Source organism: Enterobacter sp. I4 (genome assembly GCF_022669095.1).
Lineage (GTDB): Bacteria > Pseudomonadota > Gammaproteobacteria > Enterobacterales > Enterobacteriaceae > Enterobacter > Enterobacter pasteurii.
This window is the reverse complement of sequence record NZ_JALBUO010000001.1, coordinates 269,775-292,199: the sequence shown is the minus strand read 5'-3', so window position 1 is coordinate 292,199 and position 22,425 is coordinate 269,775. Positions and strand designations below refer to the sequence as shown.

Sequence of the window (22,425 nt, the reverse complement as noted above, 5' to 3'; positions counted from 1 at the left end):
ATGGCAACATTAACTGCAAAAAACCTCGCGAAAGCGTATAAGGGCCGCCGCGTCGTCGAAGATGTCAGTCTGACCGTCAACTCCGGCGAAATTGTGGGTTTGCTTGGCCCTAACGGTGCGGGCAAGACCACCACCTTCTACATGGTGGTAGGCATTGTTCCGCGTGACGCCGGCAACATCATCATCGATGATGAAGACATCAGCCTGCTGCCGCTGCATGCCCGCGCGCGCCGCGGCATCGGCTATCTTCCTCAGGAAGCATCCATTTTCCGCCGCTTAAGCGTCTTCGATAACCTGATGGCCGTGTTGCAGATCCGTGACGATCTGACAAACGAGCAGCGCACTGACCGTGCGAACGAGCTGATGGAAGAGTTCCATATCGAACACCTGCGCGACAGCCTTGGTCAGGCGCTGTCTGGCGGTGAACGCCGTCGCGTCGAGATTGCGCGCGCCCTGGCAGCAAACCCGAAATTCATCCTGCTGGATGAACCTTTTGCGGGCGTTGACCCCATCTCCGTTATTGATATCAAACGCATCATTGAGCATCTGCGCGACAGCGGGCTTGGCGTACTGATCACGGACCACAACGTTCGTGAAACGCTGGCCGTCTGTGAACGCGCCTACATCGTGAGCCAGGGCCATCTGATTGCCCACGGTACGCCGCAGCAAATCCTCGAAGATGAGCATGTTAAGCGCGTGTACCTTGGGGAAGACTTCAGACTCTGATAGGGTAGAGGTTAAATCACGCCGAACCGGAGAAAAACGCGCTGAACATGAAGCAAGGTTTGCAATTAAGGCTCAGCCAGCAACTGGCAATGACGCCGCAGCTACAGCAGGCGATCCGTCTGTTGCAGTTGTCCACGTTAGAACTCCAGCAGGAGCTCCAGCAAGCGCTGGACAGCAATCCGCTGCTGGAGCAAACCGATCTTCATGACGAGGTAGATACCCAGCAAACGCAGGACACTGAAACGCTCGATACCGTCGACGCGCTCGAACAAAAAGAGATGCCGGACGAGCTGCCGCTGGACGCCAGCTGGGATGAAATCTACACCGCAGGCACTCCTTCCGGTACGCGTGCAGACTATCAGGACGATGAACTTCCGGTCTATCAGGGCGAAACCACCCAGTCACTTCAGGACTACCTGATGTGGCAGGTAGAGCTGACCCCTTTCTCCGATACCGATCGCGCGATTGCCACCTCGATTGTCGATGCCGTTGACGACACGGGCTATTTGACCGTGACGCTGGACGACATTCTGGAAAGCATCGGCGACGACGAGATTGAACTGGAAGAGATCGAAGCCGTTCTGAAACGCGTTCAGCGTTTCGACCCGATTGGCGTCGCCGCAAAAGATCTGCGCGACTGCCTTCTGATCCAGCTCTCGCAGTTTGCCAAAGAGACGCCGTGGATTGACGAAGCGCGGCTCATTATCAGCGATCATCTGGATCTGCTGGCGAATCACGACTTCCGCACGCTGATGCGCGTCACGCGCCTGAAAGAAGAGGTGCTGAAGGAAGCGGTGAACCTGATCCAGTCGCTCGATCCGCGTCCGGGGCAGTCGATTCAGACCAGCGAGCCGGAGTATGTCATTCCTGATGTGCTGGTGAGAAAACACAACGGCCGCTGGGTCGTTGAACTGAACTCCGACAGTATTCCTCGCCTGCAAATCAACCAGCAGTACGCCTCCATGTGCACCAGCGCGCGTAACGATGCCGATAATCAGTACATCCGCAGCAACCTGCAGGAAGCACGCTGGCTGATCAAGAGTCTGGAGAGCCGTAACGACACGCTGCTGCGCGTCAGCCGCTGTATTGTTGAACAACAGCAGGCCTTCTTTGAACAGGGCGAAGAGTTTATGAAACCGATGGTGCTGGCAGACATTGCCCAGGCCGTCGAGATGCATGAATCAACCATTTCCCGCGTGACCACGCAAAAGTATCTGCACAGTCCACGCGGCATTTTTGAGCTTAAGTATTTCTTCTCCAGCCACGTAAGTACCGAAGGCGGCGGCGAAGCCTCGTCAACGGCCATTCGCGCACTGGTGAAGAAGTTGATCGCCGCGGAGAACCCCGCGAAGCCACTAAGTGACAGTAAGTTAACCACCATGCTGTCCGATCAGGGTATCATGGTGGCACGTCGTACTGTCGCGAAGTATCGAGAGTCTTTATCCATTCCGCCGTCTAACCAGCGTAAACAACTGGTTTGACACAACCGATAAGGAAGACACTATGCAGCTCAATATCACCGGACACAACGTCGAGATTACTGAGGCTTTACGCGATTTTGTGAACGCGAAGTTCGCGAAACTTGAGCAGTATTTCGAGAGAATCAATCAGGTCTACGTTGTGTTGAAAGTGGAGAAAGTGACTCATATCTCGGATGCGACCCTGCACGTCAACGGAGGGGAACTCCATGCCAGTGCGGAAGGGCAAGACATGTACGCGGCTATCGACGGCTTGATTGATAAGCTTGCGCGACAGCTCAATAAACATAAAGATAAACTGAAACAACACTAATTGTCCGGGCAGTTAACGGGTGCAGGACGGCCTGTTGTGAAACACAACAGGCCATTTGTACGGTTAGCGCTTAGGTGAAATTATGATAAACAACGATTCCGCTCTTCAACTGAGCAACGTCCTTAACCAGGAATGTACCCGCAGTGGCGTTCACTGCCAGAGCAAAAAACGTGCGCTGGAAATTATCAGTGAACTGGCCGCAAAACAGCTGGGTCTGCCGCCGCAGATCGTCTTTGAAGCCATTCTGACCCGCGAAAAAATGGGCAGTACCGGCATCGGCAACGGCATTGCGATCCCGCATGGCAAGCTGGAAGAAGATACGCTGCGTGCCGTGGGCGTGTTTGTGCAACTGGAAACGCCGATTGCCTTCGACGCTATCGATAACCAGCCTGTCGATCTGCTCTTCGCGCTACTGGTTCCTGCCGATCAGACCAAAACCCACCTGCACACGCTGTCGCTGGTTGCCAAACGTCTGGCGGATAAAACCATTTGTCGCCGTCTGCGCTCCGCGCAAAGTGATGAGGAGCTCTATCAAATTATCACTGAAGCAGAAGGCAATCAGGATGAGGCATAATCGGGAGATGGCTTTCAGAACTGCTGCCCTGAGGAGAAACGGAATATGGTGCTGATGATCGTCAGCGGTCGTTCGGGGTCCGGAAAGTCCGTGGCCCTGCGCGCGCTGGAAGACATGGGTTTTTACTGCGTAGATAACCTACCGGTAGTGTTGTTACCTGACCTGGCGCGAACGCTTGCGGACAGACAAATCTCTGCCGCCGTCAGTATCGACGTTCGTAACATGCCGGAATCACCGGAGATCTTCGAGCAGGCGATGAACAACCTGCCGGATTATTTCTCGCCTCAGCTACTGTTCCTTGATGCTGACCGCAATACGTTGATCCGCCGCTACAGCGATACGCGTCGCTTGCACCCGCTTTCGAGTAAAAATCTGTCGCTGGAAAGCGCCATTGATAAAGAGAGCGACCTGCTGGAGCCGCTGCGCTCCCGCGCCGATTTGATTGTCGACACCTCTGAAATGTCCGTCCATGAACTGGCGGAAATGCTGCGTACCCGTTTACTCGGCAAGCGCGAGCGCGAACTGACGATGGTGTTTGAATCCTTCGGCTTTAAGCACGGTATTCCTATCGATGCGGATTACGTTTTCGACGTGCGTTTCCTGCCGAACCCACACTGGGATCCAAAACTGCGTCCAATGACCGGTCTGGATAAACCCGTGGCGGCGTTCCTTGACCGACACACAGAAGTACACAATTTTATCTACCAGACGCGAAGCTACCTTGAGCTATGGTTACCTATGCTGGAAACAAACAATCGCAGCTACCTGACGGTGGCGATTGGCTGTACCGGCGGTAAACATCGTTCGGTGTACATTGCCGAACAGCTGGCCGATTACTTCCGCTCGCGCGGGAAGAACGTCCAGTCCCGTCATCGCACGCTGGAAAAACGTAAAACATGACCGTAAAACAGACCGTCGAAATCACCAATAAGCTGGGCATGCACGCGCGCCCGGCGATGAAGCTTTTTGAGCTGATGCAGGGTTTTGATGCTGAAGTCCTGCTGCGCAACGACGAGGGAACCGAGGCAGAAGCCAACAGCGTGATTGCGCTGCTGATGCTGGATTCTGCCAAAGGTCGCCAGATTGAAGTTGAAGCCACCGGCCCGCAGGAAGAAGAGGCGCTGGCGGCGGTGATTGCGCTGTTTAATGCCGGGTTTGACGAAGACTAACGTCTGCTTTGCTGGCGGGTAACGCACCGCGTACCCGCCCTACATCAACGCCTTTCTCTCCATAAAGCCTTGCCCACCTAACTGCTGCATCTGGCGCATGATCCACGCCTGGCGGCTACGCACGTAGCCTGACGGGGCGCTGGCTTTGAAACGGATAGGGTTCGGCAGAACGGCGGCAAGCAGCGCCGCTTCGGACATCGTCAGCCTGCTGGCGGGCTTGCCGAAATAGCGCTGCGACGCGGCTTCGACCCCAAACACGCCGTCGCCAAACTCCGCGATATTCAGATAGACGGTCAGGATCCGTTTTTTGCTCCACACCGTCTCAATCCCCAGCGTCAGCCCGGCCTCCAGCCCTTTTCTCACCCAGCTGCGACCGTCCCATAAGAACAGGTTTTTTGCCGTCTGCTGGGAAAGCGTCGACGCGCCGCGTACGCGGTTCTCATGGCGCTCGTTATGATCAAGCGCCTTTTCGATGGCCGCCACGTCAAAGCCCCAGTGTTCCGGGAACTTCTGGTCCTCTGCGGCAATGACCGCCAGCCCCATCCACGGCGAGATCGCATCCATGCTCACCCAGTCTGAATGGGCAACGTAGCTGAAATCACCCGAGAGCCAGGCACTCGCCTGACGCTCCGCCATCACGGCGGAAAACGGGACGGGCACGAAGCTGAACAGCACAATGCCTCCGCCCCAGAAAACCGCCAGAACCAGCACTATCCGCAACAGAAGCCGTTTTAACCACCCGGCGGGGGTAAATTTACGGCTCATTCGGTAAGAACCAGCACTCTGTCCACCAGCTTTTCAATGCCCGTGGCAGCCTCGGCGATGGTCTGCGCCAGCATATACGCCGGCGTGGTGATGATTTTGTTATCCTCATCCACCACGATGTCGTCGACCGGGCAAGGCACGTGTTCACCGCCCATATCCTCGATAACCTCAGCCGTATCGATGTCGGTTCCGATCGTCAGCCGCAGCGGGAAATCAAAAATTTTCGGCAGCATGGCCGGGGCAATGCAGATAAAGCCCTGCGGCTTACCTGCCGCATGCATCGCCTGCGAAAGCGCTTGCAGATCGGGATCGACCTGACAGGCCGCGCCCTCCGCTGCAAAGGTGCTCAGGTTTTTTGCCGCGCCAAAGCCGCCCGGCACGATGAGGGCATCGAGTTCAGCGGCATCGGCCTGCGCCAGCGGATGAACGTCGCCGCGCACAATACGCGCTGCTTCAACCAGCACGTTACGGCTTTCGGCCATCGGCTCGCCGGTAAGATGATTAATCACGTCTGCCTGAGCTTTATCCGGCGCGAAGCAGATAACGTCAGCCTCACGGCGGGATAAGGCCAGCAGCGTTAATACGGCCTCATGTATCTCTGACCCGTCGTAAACACCACATCCGCTCAGCACGACACCAATCTTTTTCATTCTGTCGATCCTTCTATGCAACTCGCTGAAGCACATTAAAAATTCTGATTAAAACGCTATGCTTCACACATTTCACTGATTCATGTAACAAACTGTTTAAGATTTGCTATCTTATCTGCGTGCGGCCTCAAATTTCAGGCGGCGCCCATGCGAAAACCACCCATAAAAATCAGGCGCAGCCACGATTTCCCTGGTGTTGGCGCAGTATTCGCGCACCCCGGTATAGCCGGGGTCATTTTTTTCTGGACTCGACCCAGGCTTTCAGCACCGCCACATCGTTTTGCCACTCCTGCTTCATCTCCTCAACCCAATCACCGACGTTGTCTTCCCAGGCAGGTAAATCAGGCGACTGGATCTGCTGGCCCAGCTGCTGGAGATGGCGTAACCCGACGGAACCGGCGGCGCCTTTGATTTTGTGCCCCTCTTCTACAATGCCCTTCTGGTCACGCGCCGTCAGGTTTGACTCCAGTACGTTCAGATAGCCCGGCATCATTTTCTCGAACACGGCAAGGCCATCGGTGATCAGTTTTGGTCCCACCAGATCGATATACTGCTCCAGCATGGCGGTATCCAGTATCGTTTGGGCTTTGGCGCTATCAACTGACGTCATGGTGCTCTCCTCTTCATCACAGGTATCCCAGAACTTCTTGATCATCGCCGTCAGGGCAGGTACAGCCAGCGGCTTGCTGAGCACATCGTCCATGCCGGCATCGAGGTACTCTTTTTTATCTTTCAGCACGTTCGCGGTCAGCGCCACCAGCGGCGGCAGCTCGTCAGGGGCATATTTGCGCGTCAGCTCACGGGAGATATCCAGCCCGGTCATGTCCGGTAGCTGAATATCGAGCAGCACCAGGTCATACTCGCCCGGCGTGAACATCTCCAGCGCGGCTTTGCCGGTCATCGCCACATCCACGCTGTTGCCGAGTTTTTCCAGCACCGACCGCGCGACGATAACGTTCAGTTCAATATCTTCCACCAGCAGAACGTGCAGGGCTGGCAGCGGCATATCGTCGTTCTCAAAGGTATCTTCCACCTCTTCAGCTACGGCAGGCGCGTGCACGGTAAGCGTAAAGGTTGAGCCTTTACCCGGCTGGCTGGCAACGGTGATATCCCCGCCCATACTTTTCGCCAGCCGTTTAGACACCGCCAGGCCAATGCCCGTGCCCGTCGCCGGCTTACCGCCGTGGCTGTCTTTGACCTGATAGTACATGGCGAAGATCTTATCCTGCTCCTCCTGAGGAATGCCGATACCCGAATCCTCAACTTCAAAGTGCAGCATGTCCCCTTCGTCATAGCGAATGCGCACCGCAACCTGCCCCTTCTGGGTAAACTTCACGGCGTTACTGATGAGGTTCCACAGGATCTGGCGCAGACGCGTGCCGTCCGTCACCACCTTATGCGGCAGCGGCAGCGTGGGCTCCATCACGAAGCTCAGCCCTTTTTGCTGAGCCTGCAAGCCTGACAGGTTCTCCAGATCCGCGAGGAAGCCGGTAAAATCAACAGGCTGGTTATCGAGCTGAACTTTACGGCGCTCCATCTTATCCATGTCGATAATATCATTGAAGATATTCCCCAGCGTAACCGCTGAAACGTGGATCGTTTTGAGGTATTTTTCCTGCTCGCTGGTCAGATCGGTATCCAGCAGGATCCGGCTCAGCCCCACAATGCCGTTAAGCGGCGTGCGCAGCTCGTGGCTGATGGTAGAGATGAAGGTGGTCTTGTCACGGCTGGCGCGCTCCAGCGCGTCCTGGTAGCGCTTACGCTCGGTGATATCGCGGCCAAAGCCCATCAGGCCATGACGCTTGCCGACGCGGTCGTAATAAGGCACTTTGCGGATCTCAAAGCAGGCCTTACGTCCATCGGGATAATCCAGCCACTGCTCGTAGGTCAGCGAGACGTTATGACGGAACACCTTTTCATCCGTCTCCATCACTTTTGCCGCCGCCTCTTCGGAATAGACGTCCTGAGGCTTCAGGTGGATCAGCTGCTTTTCGCTTTTTCCGGTCAACAGTTCCATAGCCCGGTTACAGCCGGAGAACTCTTTATCTTCATTACGATAGAAAACCAGATCCGGAGAGGCATCCAGGAACGAGCGCAGGAAAGAGGACTGCTGTTCAAGCTGGATCTGCGTGACTTCGCGCTCTTTCATCTCAATTTTGAGCTGCTCCAGCGTGGCCTGACGCTCGGCTTCGGCCTTCTCACGATCTGAGATTTCCTGATTCAGCTGGGCAATGTTGTCCTTGAGCTGGACGTTGAGCTTGAGATCGCGCTCGCGCATCTCCTCCAGCTTTTCCACCAGCCTCGAAAGGCGCTGTCGGGATTCTTCCAGTTGCTCGACCACCACGGAGAGGAAGTAGACCGCCCAGGGCGTGATCAGCAGGCCAAAGAAGATGGAGCGGATCACGTCGATACTCTCGACCTGACCATGCAGGACCATGGTCACGGCCATCTGTACCACTATAGCCAGAACCACCAGCGCCAGCGCCAGCAGCATGGAAAAACGCACCAGCCCGAGCTTCATCATCAGGTCTACGTAGTACTGGGCCAGCATTCGAATTTGCTTCATAGAGGATCCCTTCACGACTTTATCGCTCAATAATACTCAAATTCAGAGCGAGGCGTTGCAGGTTGTGAGAAAAAGTGCGGGGTGAAACAGGAGATTAGCCTCGCCCCCGGGGTGCCGGGAGCGAGGAAAAGGAAATATCAGGAACGTTTAAGCAGCATCCAGAGGCTGATCAGGAAGAAGCTGGCGCTCGGCAGCAGCGCACCGATAATCGGCGGAATGCCATACACCAGCGTCAGCGGGCCAAAAATCTGATCGAGGACGTAGAAGACGAAGCCGAAGCTGATACCGGTTACCACGCGTACGCCCATCGGCACGCTACGCAGTGGACCAAAGATGAACGACAGCGCCATCAGCATCATTACCGCAACGGACAGCGGCTGGAAGATTTTGCTCCACATGTTGAGCTGGTAACGCCCCGCATCCTGCCCGCTGGATTTCAGATACTTCACGTAGTTATGCAGACCGCTGATGGAGAGCGCATCCGGGTCAAGCGCCACGACGCCAAGTTTGTCCGGGGTCAGGTTGGTTTTCCAGGTGCCGCTCACCGTCTGCGAACCGGTGATCTGTTTCGGGTCGGTCAGATTAGACTCATCAACCTGCGATAAACGCCACAGCTTGTTGTTCGCATCAAATTTGGCAGAGGCGGCATAGCGTACGGACTGTAAACGACGCTGGTCGTTAAAGGCATAAATACTCACGCCGCCCAGCTCGTCATCCCCTTTCACGCGTTCGATATAAACGAAGTTCTGGCCATCTTTGGCCCATAACCCCTGCTGCGTGGAAAGCAGTGAACCACCGTACATGGCCTGAGCGCGGTAGTTACGCGCCATCTGTTCGCCCTGCGGCGCAACCCATTCGCCAATCGCCATGGTCAGCAGCACCAGCGGGATCGCGGTTTTCATCACCGACAGCGCTACCTGCATACGGGTAAAGCCCGACGCCTGCATCACCACCAGTTCGCTACGCTGTGCCAGCATGCCCAGCCCCAGCAGCGCACCCAGCAGGGCCGCCATCGGGAAGAAGATCTGCACATCTTTTGGTACGCTGAGCAGGGTATACATTCCGGCGCCCAGCGCGTCGTAGCTGCCCTGCCCGGCTTTTTTCAGCTGATCGACAAATTTGATAATGCCGGAGAGCGACACCAGCATGAACAGCGTCATCATGATGGTGGTAAAAATGGTTTTACCGATATAGCGGTCAAGTACGCCAAACGCCTGCATTAGATGGCTCCTTTACGCGTAAACCGGGCACGAATACGACGCACAGGCACCGTGTCCCATAAGTTGAGTCCTACTGCCAGCAGCAGATACAAACCATTCACGACCCAGGTCCAGATCATCGGGTCAATTTTGCCTTTCCCGCCGTTAGACTTGATTGAGGTTTGCAGCAGGAAGAACACCAGATACAGCAGCATCGCCGGCAGCATGGACAGCACGCGGCCCTGACGCGGGTTCACCACGCTCAGCGGCACGACCATCAGCGCCATCATAAATACTGTGAATACCAGCGTAATACGCCAGTGCAGCTCGGCACGCGCACGATCGGTATTGGTGTTAAACAAGGTGCGCATATCCATCTGCTCGGTGTCCGTAGGATCGAGCGCAACGGCCTGGTGACCGATAATAGCCTGGTAGTTCTGGAAATCCGTAATGCGGAAGTCACGCAGCATTGCCGTGCCTTCGAAACGCGTTCCTTTGTTTAGCGTGACAACCTGAGAGCCATCCTTACGCTGCGCCAGCTGGCCGGAATCCGCTACCACCACGGAAGGGCGAGCGTTGCCTTTCGGACGCAACTGAGCAAGAAACACATCGTTAAAGCGGCTGCCATCAACGCTTTCGATAAACAGAACGGAGTTACCGTCGGTCGCCTGCTGGAACTGGCCCTGCGCAAGCGCCGCCATGCCGGGGTTCGCTTTCGCTTCTGCCAGCACTTCATCCTGATGACGGGAAGAGGTCGGCCCTGCCCACATCACGTTGACGGCAGCAACGATGCCCGTAAACAGCGCAAGCACCATGGCGGCTTTCACCAGTACGGCTTTACTGAGGCCGCAGGCGTGCATCACGGTGATTTCACTTTCGGTATAGAGCTTGCCCAGCGTCATCAGCAAACCGAGGAACAGGCTTAACGGCAGGATCAGCTGCGCCATTTCCGGCACGCCAAGCCCGAGCAGGGAAAGCACCAGATTCGTTGGGATTTCGCCATCGACCGCCGCGCCGAGGATCCTGACCAGCTTCTGACAGAAAAAGATCAGAAGGAGGATAAAGAGGATCGCCAGTTGGCTCTTCAGCGTCTCCCGAACCAGATATCTTATGATTATCACTTTAAATACGCCCGTTAAAACTCGTCTTATGCAGGAATTTAGCTTGTTTCATGGCTTAAACGTCATTTATTCTCTTGAGTCGTCGAAATCATCGCTAAGATTAAAAAACCCGGCGGATTCGCGCTTCATGACATTTTTTGACGTGTCGAAACCGTAGTAACGTAAGATTAACACGAAGTCACCACAACGGCGGACATGAGTTACGAAAGGTTTCAATTCTATCCGTAGCCGCCGCCGTTGTCTTTAAGATTCAGGAGCGTAGTGCATGGAGTTCAGTGTAAAAAGCGGTAGCCCGGAGAAACAGCGGAGTGCCTGCATCGTTGTGGGCGTCTTCGAACCACGCCGACTCTCCCCGATCGCCGAGCAGCTCGATAAAATCAGCGACGGCTATATCAGCGCCCTGCTGCGCCGTGGCGAACTGGAAGGCAAACCAGGGCAGACCCTGTTGCTGCACCATGTTCCGAACGTCCTGTCCGAGCGTATTCTGCTGATTGGCTGCGGTAAAGAACGTGAGCTTGATGAGCGCCAGTACAAGCAGGTTATTCAGAAAACGATTAATACACTGAATGATACTGGTTCGATGGAAGCCGTCTGCTTCCTGACCGAGCTGCACGTTAAGGGCCGCAACACGTACTGGAAAGTGCGCCAGGCTGTCGAAACCGCAAAAGAGAGCCTCTACAGCTTCGATCAGCTGAAGACCACCAAAAGCGAGCCGCGTCGCCCGCTGCGCAAGATGGTCTTTAACGTGCCAACCCGTCGCGAGCTGACCAGCGGCGAGCGCGCCATCCAGCACGGCCTGGCGATTGCTGCTGGTATTAAAGCTGCGAAAGATCTCGGCAATATGCCGCCAAACATCTGTAACGCCGCCTATCTGGCGTCTCAGGCGCGCCAGCTGGCTGACTCCTACAGCAAAAACGTCATCACCCGCGTTATCGGCGAACAGCAGATGAAAGAGCTGGGGATGCACTCTTATCTGGCGGTCGGTAACGGCTCTCAGAACGAATCCCTGATGTCGGTCATCGAGTACAAAGGGAATCCGTCTGAAGATGCGCGCCCGATCGTACTCGTCGGTAAAGGCCTGACCTTCGACTCCGGCGGTATCTCTATCAAGCCTTCTGAGGGCATGGATGAGATGAAATACGACATGTGCGGCGCGGCGGCGGTATACGGCGTCATGCGCATGGTTGCAGAGCTTCAGCTGCCAATCAACGTGGTCGGCGTGCTGGCTGGCTGCGAAAACATGCCTGGCGGGCGCGCTTATCGTCCGGGCGACGTGCTGACCACCATGTCAGGCCAGACCGTTGAGGTGCTGAATACCGACGCCGAGGGCCGTCTGGTGCTGTGCGACGTATTAACCTACGTTGAACGCTTCGAACCTGACGTGGTGATCGACGTGGCCACCCTGACCGGTGCCTGCGTGATTGCGCTGGGCCACCACATCACCGGCCTGATGTCGAACCACAATCCGCTGGCGCACGAGCTTATCGGCGCGTCTGAACAGGCTGGAGACCGCGCGTGGCGCCTGCCGCTGGGCGATGAGTTCCAGGAACAGCTGGAGTCTAACTTCGCGGACATGGCGAACATCGGCGGTCGTCCTGGCGGGGCCATCACCGCAGGCTGCTTCCTGGCGCGCTTCACCCGTAAATACAACTGGGCGCACCTGGACATCGCCGGCACCGCATGGCGCTCCGGTAAAGCCAAGGGCGCGACCGGTCGTCCGGTTGCGCTACTGTCGCAGTTCCTGTTGAACCGTGCGGGTTTTAACGGCGACGAGTAACACGGTACGGCAGTAAACCGCAGGCCGGGTAAGGCACAGCCGCCGCCCGGCTTAAGCATTTAAAATGAGCACAAGAAGCCCCACATATGAAGAATGCAACGTTCTACCTTCTGGACAACGACACCCATCAGGACGGACTCAGCGCCGTAGAACAGCTGGTGTGTGAAATTGCCGCAGAACGTTGGCGCGCGGGTAAACGCGTGTTGATTGCCTGTGAAGATGAGCAGCAGGCGATTCGCCTTGATGAAGCGCTATGGGCCCGCCCGCCGGAGAGTTTTGTTCCGCATAACCTCTCGGGCGAAGGTCCGCGCGGCGGAGCGCCGGTTGAAATTGCCTGGCCGCAAAAGCGCAACAGCAGCGCGCGCGACATTCTCATTAGCCTGCGCACAGACTTTGCAGATTTTGCCACCGCTTTCACAGAAGTGGTAGACTTTGTCCCTTACGAAGAATCTTTGAAACAGCTGGCGCGCGAACGCTATAAAGCGTACCGCCTGGCCGGTTTTAACCTGAATACGGCAACCTGGAAATAATGGAAAAGACATATAACCCACGCGATATCGAACAGCCGCTTTACGAGCACTGGGAACAGCAGGGCTATTTCAAGCCTAACGGCGACGAAAGCAAAGAGTCCTTCTGCATCATGATCCCGCCGCCGAACGTCACCGGCAGTTTGCATATGGGGCATGCTTTCCAGCAGACCATCATGGACACCATGATCCGCTACCAGCGCATGCAGGGCAAAAACACCCTGTGGCAGGCGGGGACCGACCACGCGGGTATCGCAACCCAGATGGTGGTTGAGCGTAAAATTGCCGCTGAAGAAGGTAAAACCCGCCACGACTACGGTCGCGACGCGTTCATCGATAAAATCTGGCAGTGGAAAGCGGAATCCGGCGGCACCATTACCCGTCAGATGCGCCGCCTTGGCAACTCCGTGGACTGGGAGCGCGAGCGCTTCACCATGGACGAAGGCCTTTCCAATGCCGTGAAAGAAGTTTTCGTCCGTCTGTACAAAGAAGACCTGATTTACCGCGGCAAGCGCCTGGTAAACTGGGATCCGAAACTGCGCACCGCGATCTCTGACCTGGAAGTGGAAAACCGCGAGTCTAAAGGCTCCATGTGGCACATCCGCTATCCGCTGGCCGACGGCGCAAAGACCGCAGACGGTAAAGACTACCTGGTCGTCGCGACCACTCGTCCGGAAACCCTGCTGGGCGATACCGGCGTGGCCGTCAACCCGGAAGATCCGCGTTATAAAGATCTGATCGGCAAATTCGTGGTGCTGCCGCTGGTAAACCGCCGTATTCCGATTGTGGGCGACGAACACGCCGACATGGAAAAAGGCACCGGCTGCGTGAAAATCACCCCGGCGCACGACTTCAACGACTATGAAGTGGGACGTCGTCACGCCCTGCCGATGATCAACATTCTGACCTTCGACGGCGATATCCGTGAAAGTGCAGAAGTGTACGACACCAAAGGCAACGAATCCGACGTTTACTCAAGCGACATTCCGGCTGAGTTCCAGAAGCTGGAGCGCTTTGCCGCGCGTAAAGCCATCGTGGCCGCCGTTGACGCGCTCGGCCTGCTCGAAGAGATCAAACCTCACGATCTGACCGTGCCGTACGGCGACCGTGGCGGCGTGGTGATCGAGCCGATGCTGACCGACCAGTGGTACGTGCGTGCCGACGTGCTGGCAAAACCGGCCGTGGAAGCGGTTGAGAACGGCAGCATTCAGTTCGTGCCGAAGCAGTACGAAAACATGTACTTCTCCTGGATGCGCGATATTCAGGACTGGTGTATCTCCCGTCAGCTGTGGTGGGGTCACCGAATCCCGGCATGGTACGACAATGAAGGCAACGTTTACGTTGGCCGCAGTGAAGACGAAGTGCGTCAGGAAAATAACCTGAGTGCCGACGTGGCGCTGCGCCAGGACGAAGACGTGCTGGATACCTGGTTCTCCTCCGCGCTGTGGACCTTCTCCACCCTCGGCTGGCCTGAGAACACCGACGCGCTGCGTCAGTTCCACCCAACCAGCGTAATGGTGTCCGGCTTCGACATCATCTTCTTCTGGATCGCCCGCATGATCATGATGACCATGCACTTCATTAAAGACGAAGACGGTAAACCGCAGGTTCCGTTCCATACCGTCTACATGACCGGTCTGATCCGTGACGATGAAGGCCAGAAGATGTCCAAATCCAAGGGTAACGTTATTGACCCGCTGGATATGGTTGACGGTATCTCTCTGGAAGATCTGCTGGAAAAACGTACCGGCAACATGATGCAGCCGCAGCTGGCTGATAAAATCCGCAAGCGCACCGAGAAGCAGTTCCCGAACGGCATTGAGGCTCACGGTACCGACGCCCTGCGCTTCACCCTGGCGGCGCTGGCCTCCACCGGCCGCGACATTAACTGGGACATGAAGCGTCTGGAAGGTTACCGTAACTTCTGTAACAAGCTGTGGAACGCCAGCCGCTTCGTGCTGATGAACACTGAAGATCAGGACTGCGGCTTTAACGGCAGCGAAATGACGCTGTCTCTGGCAGACCGCTGGATCCTGGCGGAATTTAACCAGACGGTGAAAGCGTTCCGCGACGCGCTGGACAGCTACCGCTTCGACATCGCGGCGGGCATCCTGTACGAATTCACCTGGAACCAGTTCTGTGACTGGTATCTGGAGCTGGCGAAGCCGGTGATGAACGGCGGTTCTGAAGCAGAGCTGCGCGGCACGCGCAACACGCTGATTACCGTTCTGGAAGGTCTGCTGCGCCTGGCGCATCCGGTCATTCCATTCATCACCGAAACCATCTGGCAGCGCGTGAAGGTGATTGCCGGCATCAACGCCGATACCATCATGCTGCAGCCGTTCCCGGAATTCGATGCGGCGAAAGTCGATGAAGCCGCGTCAGCGGATACCGAGTGGCTGAAACAGGCAATCGTTGCGGTACGTAACATCCGTGCTGAAATGAACATCGCGCCAGGTAAACCGCTTGAGCTGCTGCTGCGCGGCTGCAGCGAGGCTGCCGTTCGTCGTGTAAACGAGAACAACACCTTCCTGAAAACCATGGCGCGTCTGGAAAGCATCACCGTGCTGCCTGCGGATGACAAAGGTCCGGTTTCCGTGACCAAAATCATCGACGGCGCCGAGCTGCTGATCCCGATGGCTGGCCTGATCGACAAAGACGCTGAGCTGGCTCGCCTGGCGAAAGAAGTGGCGAAAGTCGATGTGGAAATTGGCAAAATCGAAAGCAAGCTGGCGAACGAAGGCTTTGTGGCCCGCGCGCCGGAAGCGGTCATCGCCAAAGAGCGTGAGCGCCTGGTTGCCTTCGCCGATGCGAAAACCAAACTGATCGAGCAGCAGGCCGTTATCGCAGCCCTGTAATGCTTTACCCCTTACGCTTCAGGGCGTAAGGGGTTTTCTTCCTGAAAACTCCTCGCTTGCACTCCCCTTCCTGCGGTGCTATTAACAGCAGCTGTGTGTCAATTTTTGTCATGAGTAATGCTATGAGCGTGATTACCCCCGTCGCGACGACAATGCGTCGGATCGCTGTGCAAGACAACCCGTCAATCGCCGCCGTTATCCGCACGGTCTCTGCCGAATATGGCCTGACCGCAGACAAAGGCTATACCGTAGCCGATCCCAATCTGGACGAACTTTTCCAGCTCTATAGCCAGCCAGGCCATGCTTACTGGGTCATCGAGCAGGACGGCCGGGTGGTGGGCGGCGGCGGCATCGCGCCACTGCTTTGCAGCGAGCCGGATATCTGTGAACTACAGAAAATGTATTTCCTGCCGACGATACGCGGCCAGGGCCTGGCGAAAAAGCTGGCGCTGGTTGCCCTGGAACAGGCGCGCTCGCAGGGCTTTAAACGCTGTTATCTAGAAACCACCGCCTTCCTTAAAGAGGCCATTGGCCTGTATGAACGTCTTGGCTTTGAGCATATCGATGCGCCGCTGGGCTGCACTGGCCACGTCGACTGCGAAGTCAGAATGCTGAAAAGTCTGTAAATTTTGTTCCTGCCCTCTTCTGTTAAGCGGCTGTAAACTGAATGCTCTACACTCACAGTTCACACCAAAACAGGGGAAACGCGATGTCGAAGATAAAAAGCTACGCCGCACCGCAGGCGGGTGCAGAGCTTGAGCTGTACGAATATGATGCGGGCGAACTAAAAGCGGAAGACGTCGAGGTACAGGTTGATTACTGCGGGATCTGCCACTCCGATCTCTCCATGATCGACAACGAATGGGGCTTCTCCAGCTATCCGCTGGTTGCCGGGCACGAAGTCATTGGCCGCGTTGCAGCGCTCGGTAGCGCCGCGCAGGACAAAGGGCTGAAGGTTGGCCAGCGCGTGGGCATTGGCTGGACGGCACGCAGCTGCGGCCACTGCGACGCCTGTATCAGCGGTAATCAGGTTAACTGCACGGAAGGCGCTGTTCCAACCATTCTGAACAAGGGCGGCTTTGCCGATAAGCTGCGCGCCGACTGGCAATGGGTTATCCCGCTGCCGGAGAGCATCGATATTGAATCCGCCGGCCCGCTGCTGTGTGGCGGTATTACCGTCTTTAAACCGCTGCTGATGCACCACGTCACCGCCACCAGCCGCGTAGGCGTGATTGGTATTGGCGGACTGGGCCATATCGCCATCAAGCTGCTGCATGCGATGGGCTGTGAAGTTACTGCATTCAGCTCTAACCCGGCAAAAGAGCAAGAAGTGCTGGCGATGGGCGCGGATAAAGTGGTGAACAGCCGCGATCCTGACGCGCTGAACGCGCTGGCGGGACAGTTCGATCTGATCATCAACACCGTGAACGTCGATCTTAACTGGCAGCCGTACTTTGAAGCGCTGGCCTATGGCGGTAACTTCCACACCGTAGGTGCGGTGATGAAGCCGCTGCCGGTTCCGGCATTTACCCTGATCGGCGGCGATCGCAGCGTATCCGGCTCTGCAACCGGTACGCCATACGAACTGCGCAAGCTGATGAAGTTTGCCGGACGCACTAAAGTGGCGCCAACCACCGAGCTGTATCCCATGTCAAAAATCAATGAAGCCATCCAGCACGTGCGTGACGGTAAAGCCCGTTACCGCGTGGTGTTGAAAGCGGATTTTTAATCTGACGGTGCTGGGGTATGTGCGGCCTGATGCCCTCACCCCAACCCTCTCCTACAGGGAGAGGGTGCAAACGCTTAAAACGGTAACGGTTGTTACCGTTTTGCTTCCACCATGGCCTTAAACACCTCTGCCACCGCAACCGCCCCCGGATCCATCACGCCGTCCAGATTCTCTTTGTTCACATACGACGAGCGCCCCGCACCGGCTTTCTCCATTTTCGCCGTTGACTCCGCCCCCTGCTGCGCCGCCTGCGCTGCTGCCTGAACATCGCCTTTCTGCAACGCCTCAAGCGCTGGCTGCAGCGCGTCGATCAGCGTGCGATCGCCGAGATCTGCCCCGCCATACTGCTTCATTTGCGCCAGCCCGCTCAGCAGCGCATCCGCAAGCGATTGTCCGTCATGAAGCTTTTGCCCGGCCGCCGTGAAGAAGATCGACATTAATACGCCGCTCGATCCGCCCATTACGGTTGCCAGCCGCTCGCCCACCAGCAGGAGTAACGTCGATACCTCGTTAAGAGGAAGGGCGTTCTCCTCAAGACGCTGCGCAATATCCCGCGCGCCTTGCGCAAAGGTAGAGCCGGTATCGCCATCGCCGACTTTCGCATCCAGCGCATTCAGGCGGTTTTCCAGCTGGCTCAGCGTCTTCGTCACCGCGGAAACGTATGCCCGCACCTGCGGATTGTCCGACGGGGCGTATTCCACGCGGTCGTGGATGGCGCTATGCGGGACGGTTCGCAGCGGCGCAAACGCGACGGGTTTCTGCCAGCCCAGCGTTTCTACCTCGGAGCGGATCGCTTTTTCGAAGTAATCGTTAAGCTTCAGCAGCGTCAGCGAAAAGCCTTTCATATCCAGCGCGCTGACCAGCGGCGCGGGGCCAATCAGCCAGGCAATCTCGTCTTTCAGCGCCGAGTGCGCCAGCTCTTTGGTCAGCAAAGCCATCTCCAGCGCCGACACGCCGCCGAGGTTATTGATCAGTACCGCAAAGCGCCCCGTTCCCGCCTGGGCCTTCAGCGGCGTGATTAACGTGTCGATAATCGCCCTGCTGTTCTGCGTATCCACCACGGATGCCCCAGGCTCGCCGTGAATGCCCAGCCCCAGCTCCACATGGCCCTGTTTGATCCTTCCTTCTTCTTCATCGCTACCCGGCAGATTGCAGGTTTGCATCGCCACCCCCAGGCTCCAGAGGTTATCGCAGGCCTGTTGCGCAATATCCCGCACTTCGCTTAACGATTTCCCCTGCTCTGCCGCGTACCCGACAATCTTGTGTACCAGCGCGGTTCCCGCGATGCCGCGCGGCTGCCTGTTATCCGGCAGGGCGATGTCATCCGCCACGATAACCATCTCCACCTTCAGGCCGTAGCGTTTGGCTTTTTCAGCGGCCAGACCAAAGTTAAGACGGTCGCCGGTATAGTTTTTCACGATCAGCAGGCAGCCACGGTCGCCCGTGACCGCAACGATGGCGTTCAGCACCGCATCCACGCTCGGAGAGGCGAACAGATCGCCACACACTGCCGCCGTAAGCATCCCTTTACCGACGAATCCCGCATGTGCCGGTTCGTGACCGGAACCACCGCCGGAGATGACCGCTACGCGGCTTTTATCCCAGTCGCCGCGCGCCACTACGCGGATGGCCGGATCGATTTCAAGTTTGACGAGATTACCGTGCGGCGCGGAGAGGAGTATGCCTTCAATGGCATCGTTGACAAGCTGTTTGCGGTCGTTAAAAAAGAATCTGGACATAGTTTCCCAAAAATTTGTTTACCGTATGCAAAAGCATAGTCCGCACTGGATAATGCGCCGCAAAGTAAGGAATTTACGCAGACATTTCGCCGTCAGGTTGCCTATACTCCACCCAGGACTACGAGAGGACGTGCATCATGAGTACACCATTGTTAATCGCCAGGACGCTGGAAAAAGAGCTGTTTTTACTGCCCGCAATGGCAAACCGTCATGGCCTGATCACAGGCGCAACCGGGACGGGGAAAACCGTCACCCTGCAAAAGCTGGCGGAGTCATTGTCGGAGACTGGCGTACCGGTCTTTATGGCTGACGTGAAGGGCGATTTAACCGGGGTGGCTCAGGCGGGTACGGCGTCGGAAAAACTGCTCGAACGCCTGAAAAACATCGGCGTTACGGACTGGACGCCGCACGGCAATCCGGTAGTGCTATGGGATATCTTTGGTGAAAAAGGTCACCCGGTGCGCGCCACCGTCTCCGATCTCGGTCCGCTGCTGCTGGCCCGCCTCCTGAACCTCAACGACGTGCAGTCCGGCGTGCTGAATATTATTTTCCGCATTGCCGATGACCAGGGTCTGCTGCTCCTCGATTTTAAAGACCTGCGGGCCATTACCCAGTATATCGGCGATAACGCTAAATCGTTCCAGAACCAGTACGGCAATATCAGCAGCGCCTCAGTCGGCGCCATTCAGCGTGGGTTACTGACGCTGGAGCAGCAGGGTGCCGAGCACTTCTTCGGCGAGCCCATGCTGGACATCAAAGACTGGATGCGCACCGACAGCAGCGGCAAAGGCATCATCAATATCCTGAGCGCAGAGAAGCTCTACCAGATGCCGAAGCTTTACGCTGCCAGCCTGCTGTGGATGCTCTCCGAGCTCTATGAGCAATTGCCTGAGGCAGGCGATCTTGAGAAGCCAAAGCTGGTGTTCTTCTTTGACGAAGCGCACCTGCTGTTCAACGATGCGCCGCAGGTATTGCTGGACAAAATTGAGCAGGTTATTCGCCTGATCCGTTCCAAAGGCGTCGGTGTCTGGTTTGTATCGCAAAACCCGTCCGATATTCCTGACAACGTGCTGGGACAGCTGGGTAACCGGGTGCAGCACGCCCTTCGCGCCTATACTCCCAAAGATCAGAAAGCCGTCAAAGCCGCCGCTCAAACCATGCGCGCCAATCCGGCGTTTGATACCGAAGCCGAGATTCAGGCGCTGGGCACCGGTGAAGCGTTGGTTTCCTTCCTGGACGCGAAGGGCAGCCCAACCGTTGTGGAACGTGCGATGGTGATAGCACCCTGTTCACGCATGGGCCCGGTCACTGATGACGAACGCAACGGCCTGATTAACCACTCCCCCGTTTACGGAAAGTATGAAGACGAGGTGGATCGCGAGTCCGCGTTTGAGATGCTGCAAAAAGGGGTGCAGGCAACTACAGATGCCCAGGATGCGCCCGCGGCCAAAGGGCAGTCTGTCGCCGTGGATGACGGCATTCTCGGCGGGCTAAAAGACATTCTGTTTGGCACCACCGGACCGCGCGGCGGCAAGCGCGATGGCGTGGTGCAAACCATGGCGAAGAGCGCAGCGCGGCAGGTCACGAATCAGATTGTGCGCGGCATGCTGGGAAGCCTGTTAGGCGGCCGTCGACGGTAGACGAGGAACCCACGGCCTTCCCAGCGCCGACCCCTGCACGCCGTGCTCATGCAGATAGCGGTCGATCTCTACCATTCCCGTCCAGCGGTTCTCGCACCAGAGCGGTGCCAGCAGCGTTGGGCGGCGCGCGCTGGCTGAGAGTCGGTGGTAAACAATCTCCGGCGGCGTGTGGCGAATCATCTCCCCCGCCGTCGCGGTATAGTCGTCGAGCTCAATGCCGCTTAAGCGCCCCGCTTCCCACGCTTTCGCCATTGTGCTGCCCTTCACAATATGCAGCGGATGCAGCTTGATACCGTCCACGCCTGTCTCAACGACTTTTTCCAGCGTCTCAAGGCCGTGCTGCTGCCCTTCGCCGGGCAAGCCGACTATCAGATGCGAGCAGACTTTCAGCCCACGCGCGCGGGCGAGGCGCGTGGTGCGCTGGTAGCAGGCAAAATCATGGCCGCGATTAATACGGTGCAGGGTTTTGTCGTGCGCGCTCTGCAGGCCCAGCTCCAGCCAAATCTCGTAGCCCTGCTCTTTATACTCGCTGAGTAAATCCAGCACCGCGTCGGGCACGCAGTCCGGGCGCGTACCGACGCACAGCCCGACAATGTTCGCCTGAGCAACCGCCTGCTGATACATCGAACGCAGCACCTGCACTTCCGCCCACGTGCTGGTATAGGCCTGGAAATAGGCCAGATACCGCTTTGCTCGGTTTACAAGGCTGGCCTGATGCGCGAGCTGCTCCGCAATGGATTTATGCTGCTGGGCCTCGTCCGCAAACGAGGCCACGTTGCAGAACGTACAGCCGCCACGTCCGATGGTGCCATCGCGATTCGGACAGCTAAAGCCGCCGTGCAGCGTCAGCTTGTGAACCTTTTGCCCATAGCGCTGCAAAAGATCCCCACCAAACATATTGACTAATTTCTGTAACTGCATAATCTGATAGACCGTCCCGAAGAAAGGGGACAAGCCTGCCATTTTTAGCCTCCGTCGGCGATGACCTGGATCAATCGCCCTGGACGGCCTTTATCTATATGAATAAATAATCACGATAACCGAGATTTAATTCACCCAGCGCGTAATTACTTTTCCTTATGTTCTGATTGTTTTTTTCATTTATAGCGCCAACACTGAAAAACAGTGATTTTATGCGGGCCCGAACAGATCACCAGCGTATTATTCTGCTATAAATCAGCATTTCAGCACGCTGCATCGATAATACCGCTTTCATACAGTGAGTCAGATCACACTCTTCAGTCGCTTCCCAACGCTTTCAGCGCTTGTAAAAATAGTTAAATATCTTTTTAAATCAATATTATAAATACTCTTTAGCACAATTTTGTATAAATAAGATTGCCATTTGACCTGTGTACCAATTCCCGATAAGTTGGAAATCCGCTGGAAGCTTTCTGGATGAGCGGCCTGCTCATCATATTTATGCAGTAATTGAGATTCCCTCTGAAGCAAGTCCTCAAACTTGTTTACCTGCGCGAAAGGATGAAAAAGAGGGCGAATGCGAGGTCCGCGTATGAAACGCCAGCCCCGTCGCCACGCTCTTTCTGTGCCTGTGCGCCACGGTTACGTTCAGTGGGAAGCCCGACGAGCCTGG

General features: G+C 56.5%; 19 protein-coding genes. 12 read left to right on the top strand and 7 right to left on the bottom strand.

What is annotated here, in order from left to right:
* From lptB to npr, 6 genes are all read left to right on the top strand, one after another.
* On the top strand, positions 1 to 726 hold the full coding sequence (gene lptB, locus MOQ06_RS01355) for an LPS export ABC transporter ATP-binding protein (protein WP_148418310.1): 726 nt from the start codon (positions 1 to 3) through the stop codon (positions 724 to 726).
* A 47-nt stretch (positions 727 to 773) separates the two neighbouring features.
* Positions 774 to 2,207: an RNA polymerase factor sigma-54 gene (gene rpoN, locus MOQ06_RS01350; protein WP_148418309.1), complete on the top strand. Its 1,434-nt coding sequence runs from the start codon at positions 774 to 776 to the stop codon at positions 2,205 to 2,207.
* Between the two features lie 22 nt (positions 2,208 to 2,229).
* Entirely contained in the window at positions 2,230 to 2,517 is a 288-nt protein-coding gene (hpf, locus tag MOQ06_RS01345) for a ribosome hibernation promoting factor (RefSeq protein WP_014171818.1), read from the top strand.
* Between the two features lie 82 nt (positions 2,518 to 2,599).
* Positions 2,600 to 3,091 (top strand): PTS IIA-like nitrogen regulatory protein PtsN, encoded by a 492-nt coding sequence (gene ptsN / locus MOQ06_RS01340; RefSeq protein WP_148418308.1) that lies wholly within the window; start codon positions 2,600 to 2,602, stop codon positions 3,089 to 3,091.
* A gap of 45 nt (positions 3,092 to 3,136) precedes the next feature.
* The gene (gene rapZ, locus MOQ06_RS01335; protein WP_148418307.1) at positions 3,137 to 3,991 is read left to right on the top strand and encodes an RNase adapter RapZ; all 855 of its coding nucleotides are present in this window, start codon (positions 3,137 to 3,139) and stop codon (positions 3,989 to 3,991) included.
* Positions 3,988 to 4,260 (top strand): PTS phosphocarrier protein NPr, encoded by a 273-nt coding sequence (gene npr / locus MOQ06_RS01330; RefSeq protein WP_003861872.1) that lies wholly within the window; start codon positions 3,988 to 3,990, stop codon positions 4,258 to 4,260. Before rapZ ends, npr begins: the two co-directional genes overlap by 4 nt.
* A gap of 39 nt (positions 4,261 to 4,299) precedes the next feature.
* Here the strand turns inward: npr and mtgA are convergent, their stop codons facing one another.
* From mtgA to lptF, 5 genes are all read right to left on the bottom strand, one after another.
* Complete coding sequence (gene mtgA / locus MOQ06_RS01325) at positions 4,300 to 5,025, bottom strand: monofunctional biosynthetic peptidoglycan transglycosylase (protein WP_242170145.1); 726 nt, start codon at positions 5,023 to 5,025, stop codon at positions 4,300 to 4,302.
* Positions 5,022 to 5,675, bottom strand: a complete 654-nt coding sequence (gene elbB, locus MOQ06_RS01320) for an isoprenoid biosynthesis glyoxalase ElbB (RefSeq protein ID WP_176609378.1) — start codon at positions 5,673 to 5,675, stop codon at positions 5,022 to 5,024. Before elbB ends, mtgA begins: the two co-directional genes overlap by 4 nt.
* 232 nt (positions 5,676 to 5,907) lie before the next feature.
* Positions 5,908 to 8,241 carry an aerobic respiration two-component sensor histidine kinase ArcB gene (arcB, locus tag MOQ06_RS01315; RefSeq protein WP_242170143.1) on the bottom strand — a complete coding sequence of 778 codons (2,334 nt, stop codon included), beginning with the start codon at positions 8,239 to 8,241 and terminating at the stop codon, positions 5,908 to 5,910.
* A gap of 137 nt (positions 8,242 to 8,378) precedes the next feature.
* Positions 8,379 to 9,461, bottom strand: a complete 1,083-nt coding sequence (gene lptG, locus MOQ06_RS01310; protein WP_148418303.1) for an LPS export ABC transporter permease LptG — start codon at positions 9,459 to 9,461, stop codon at positions 8,379 to 8,381.
* Entirely contained in the window at positions 9,461 to 10,561 is a 1,101-nt protein-coding gene (gene lptF, locus MOQ06_RS01305; protein ID WP_148418302.1) for an LPS export ABC transporter permease LptF, read from the bottom strand. Before lptF ends, lptG begins: the two co-directional genes overlap by 1 nt.
* Positions 10,562 to 10,826: 265 nt before the next feature.
* Between lptF and pepA the strand changes: the two genes are divergently transcribed.
* From pepA to MOQ06_RS01280, 5 genes are all read left to right on the top strand, one after another.
* Positions 10,827 to 12,338, top strand: a complete 1,512-nt coding sequence (pepA, locus tag MOQ06_RS01300) for a leucyl aminopeptidase (RefSeq protein ID WP_242170101.1) — start codon at positions 10,827 to 10,829, stop codon at positions 12,336 to 12,338.
* Positions 12,339 to 12,424: 86 nt separating this feature from the next.
* Entirely contained in the window at positions 12,425 to 12,868 is a 444-nt protein-coding gene (gene holC / locus MOQ06_RS01295; protein ID WP_003861884.1) for a DNA polymerase III subunit chi, read from the top strand.
* On the top strand, positions 12,868 to 15,723 hold the full coding sequence (locus MOQ06_RS01290; protein WP_242170099.1) for a valine--tRNA ligase: 2,856 nt from the start codon (positions 12,868 to 12,870) through the stop codon (positions 15,721 to 15,723). The genes holC and MOQ06_RS01290 overlap by 1 nt, the downstream gene beginning before the upstream one ends.
* A 122-nt stretch (positions 15,724 to 15,845) precedes the next feature.
* Positions 15,846 to 16,349 (top strand): GNAT family N-acetyltransferase, encoded by a 504-nt coding sequence (locus tag MOQ06_RS01285; protein ID WP_148418298.1) that lies wholly within the window; start codon positions 15,846 to 15,848, stop codon positions 16,347 to 16,349.
* 83 nt (positions 16,350 to 16,432) lie between these two features.
* Positions 16,433 to 17,452 carry an NAD(P)-dependent alcohol dehydrogenase gene (locus MOQ06_RS01280; protein ID WP_148418297.1) on the top strand — a complete coding sequence of 340 codons (1,020 nt, stop codon included), beginning with the start codon at positions 16,433 to 16,435 and terminating at the stop codon, positions 17,450 to 17,452.
* Positions 17,453 to 17,544: 92 nt separating this feature from the next.
* Here the strand turns inward: MOQ06_RS01280 and MOQ06_RS01275 are convergent, their stop codons facing one another.
* Positions 17,545 to 19,191: a glycerone kinase gene (locus MOQ06_RS01275; RefSeq protein ID WP_242170080.1), complete on the bottom strand. Its 1,647-nt coding sequence runs from the start codon at positions 19,189 to 19,191 to the stop codon at positions 17,545 to 17,547.
* 137 nt (positions 19,192 to 19,328) lie between these two features.
* Here MOQ06_RS01275 and MOQ06_RS01270 point away from each other — a divergent pair, with 137 nt between their 5' ends.
* Complete coding sequence (locus MOQ06_RS01270) at positions 19,329 to 20,831, top strand: helicase HerA-like C-terminal domain-containing protein (protein WP_242170077.1); 1,503 nt, start codon at positions 19,329 to 19,331, stop codon at positions 20,829 to 20,831.
* Here the strand turns inward: MOQ06_RS01270 and MOQ06_RS01265 are convergent.
* The gene (locus MOQ06_RS01265) at positions 20,811 to 21,752 is read right to left on the bottom strand and encodes a TIGR01212 family radical SAM protein (RefSeq protein WP_193355887.1); all 942 of its coding nucleotides are present in this window, start codon (positions 21,750 to 21,752) and stop codon (positions 20,811 to 20,813) included. The two genes, MOQ06_RS01270 and MOQ06_RS01265, sit on opposite strands and share 21 nt — an antisense overlap.
* Between the last annotated feature and the right edge of the window lie 673 nt (positions 21,753 to 22,425).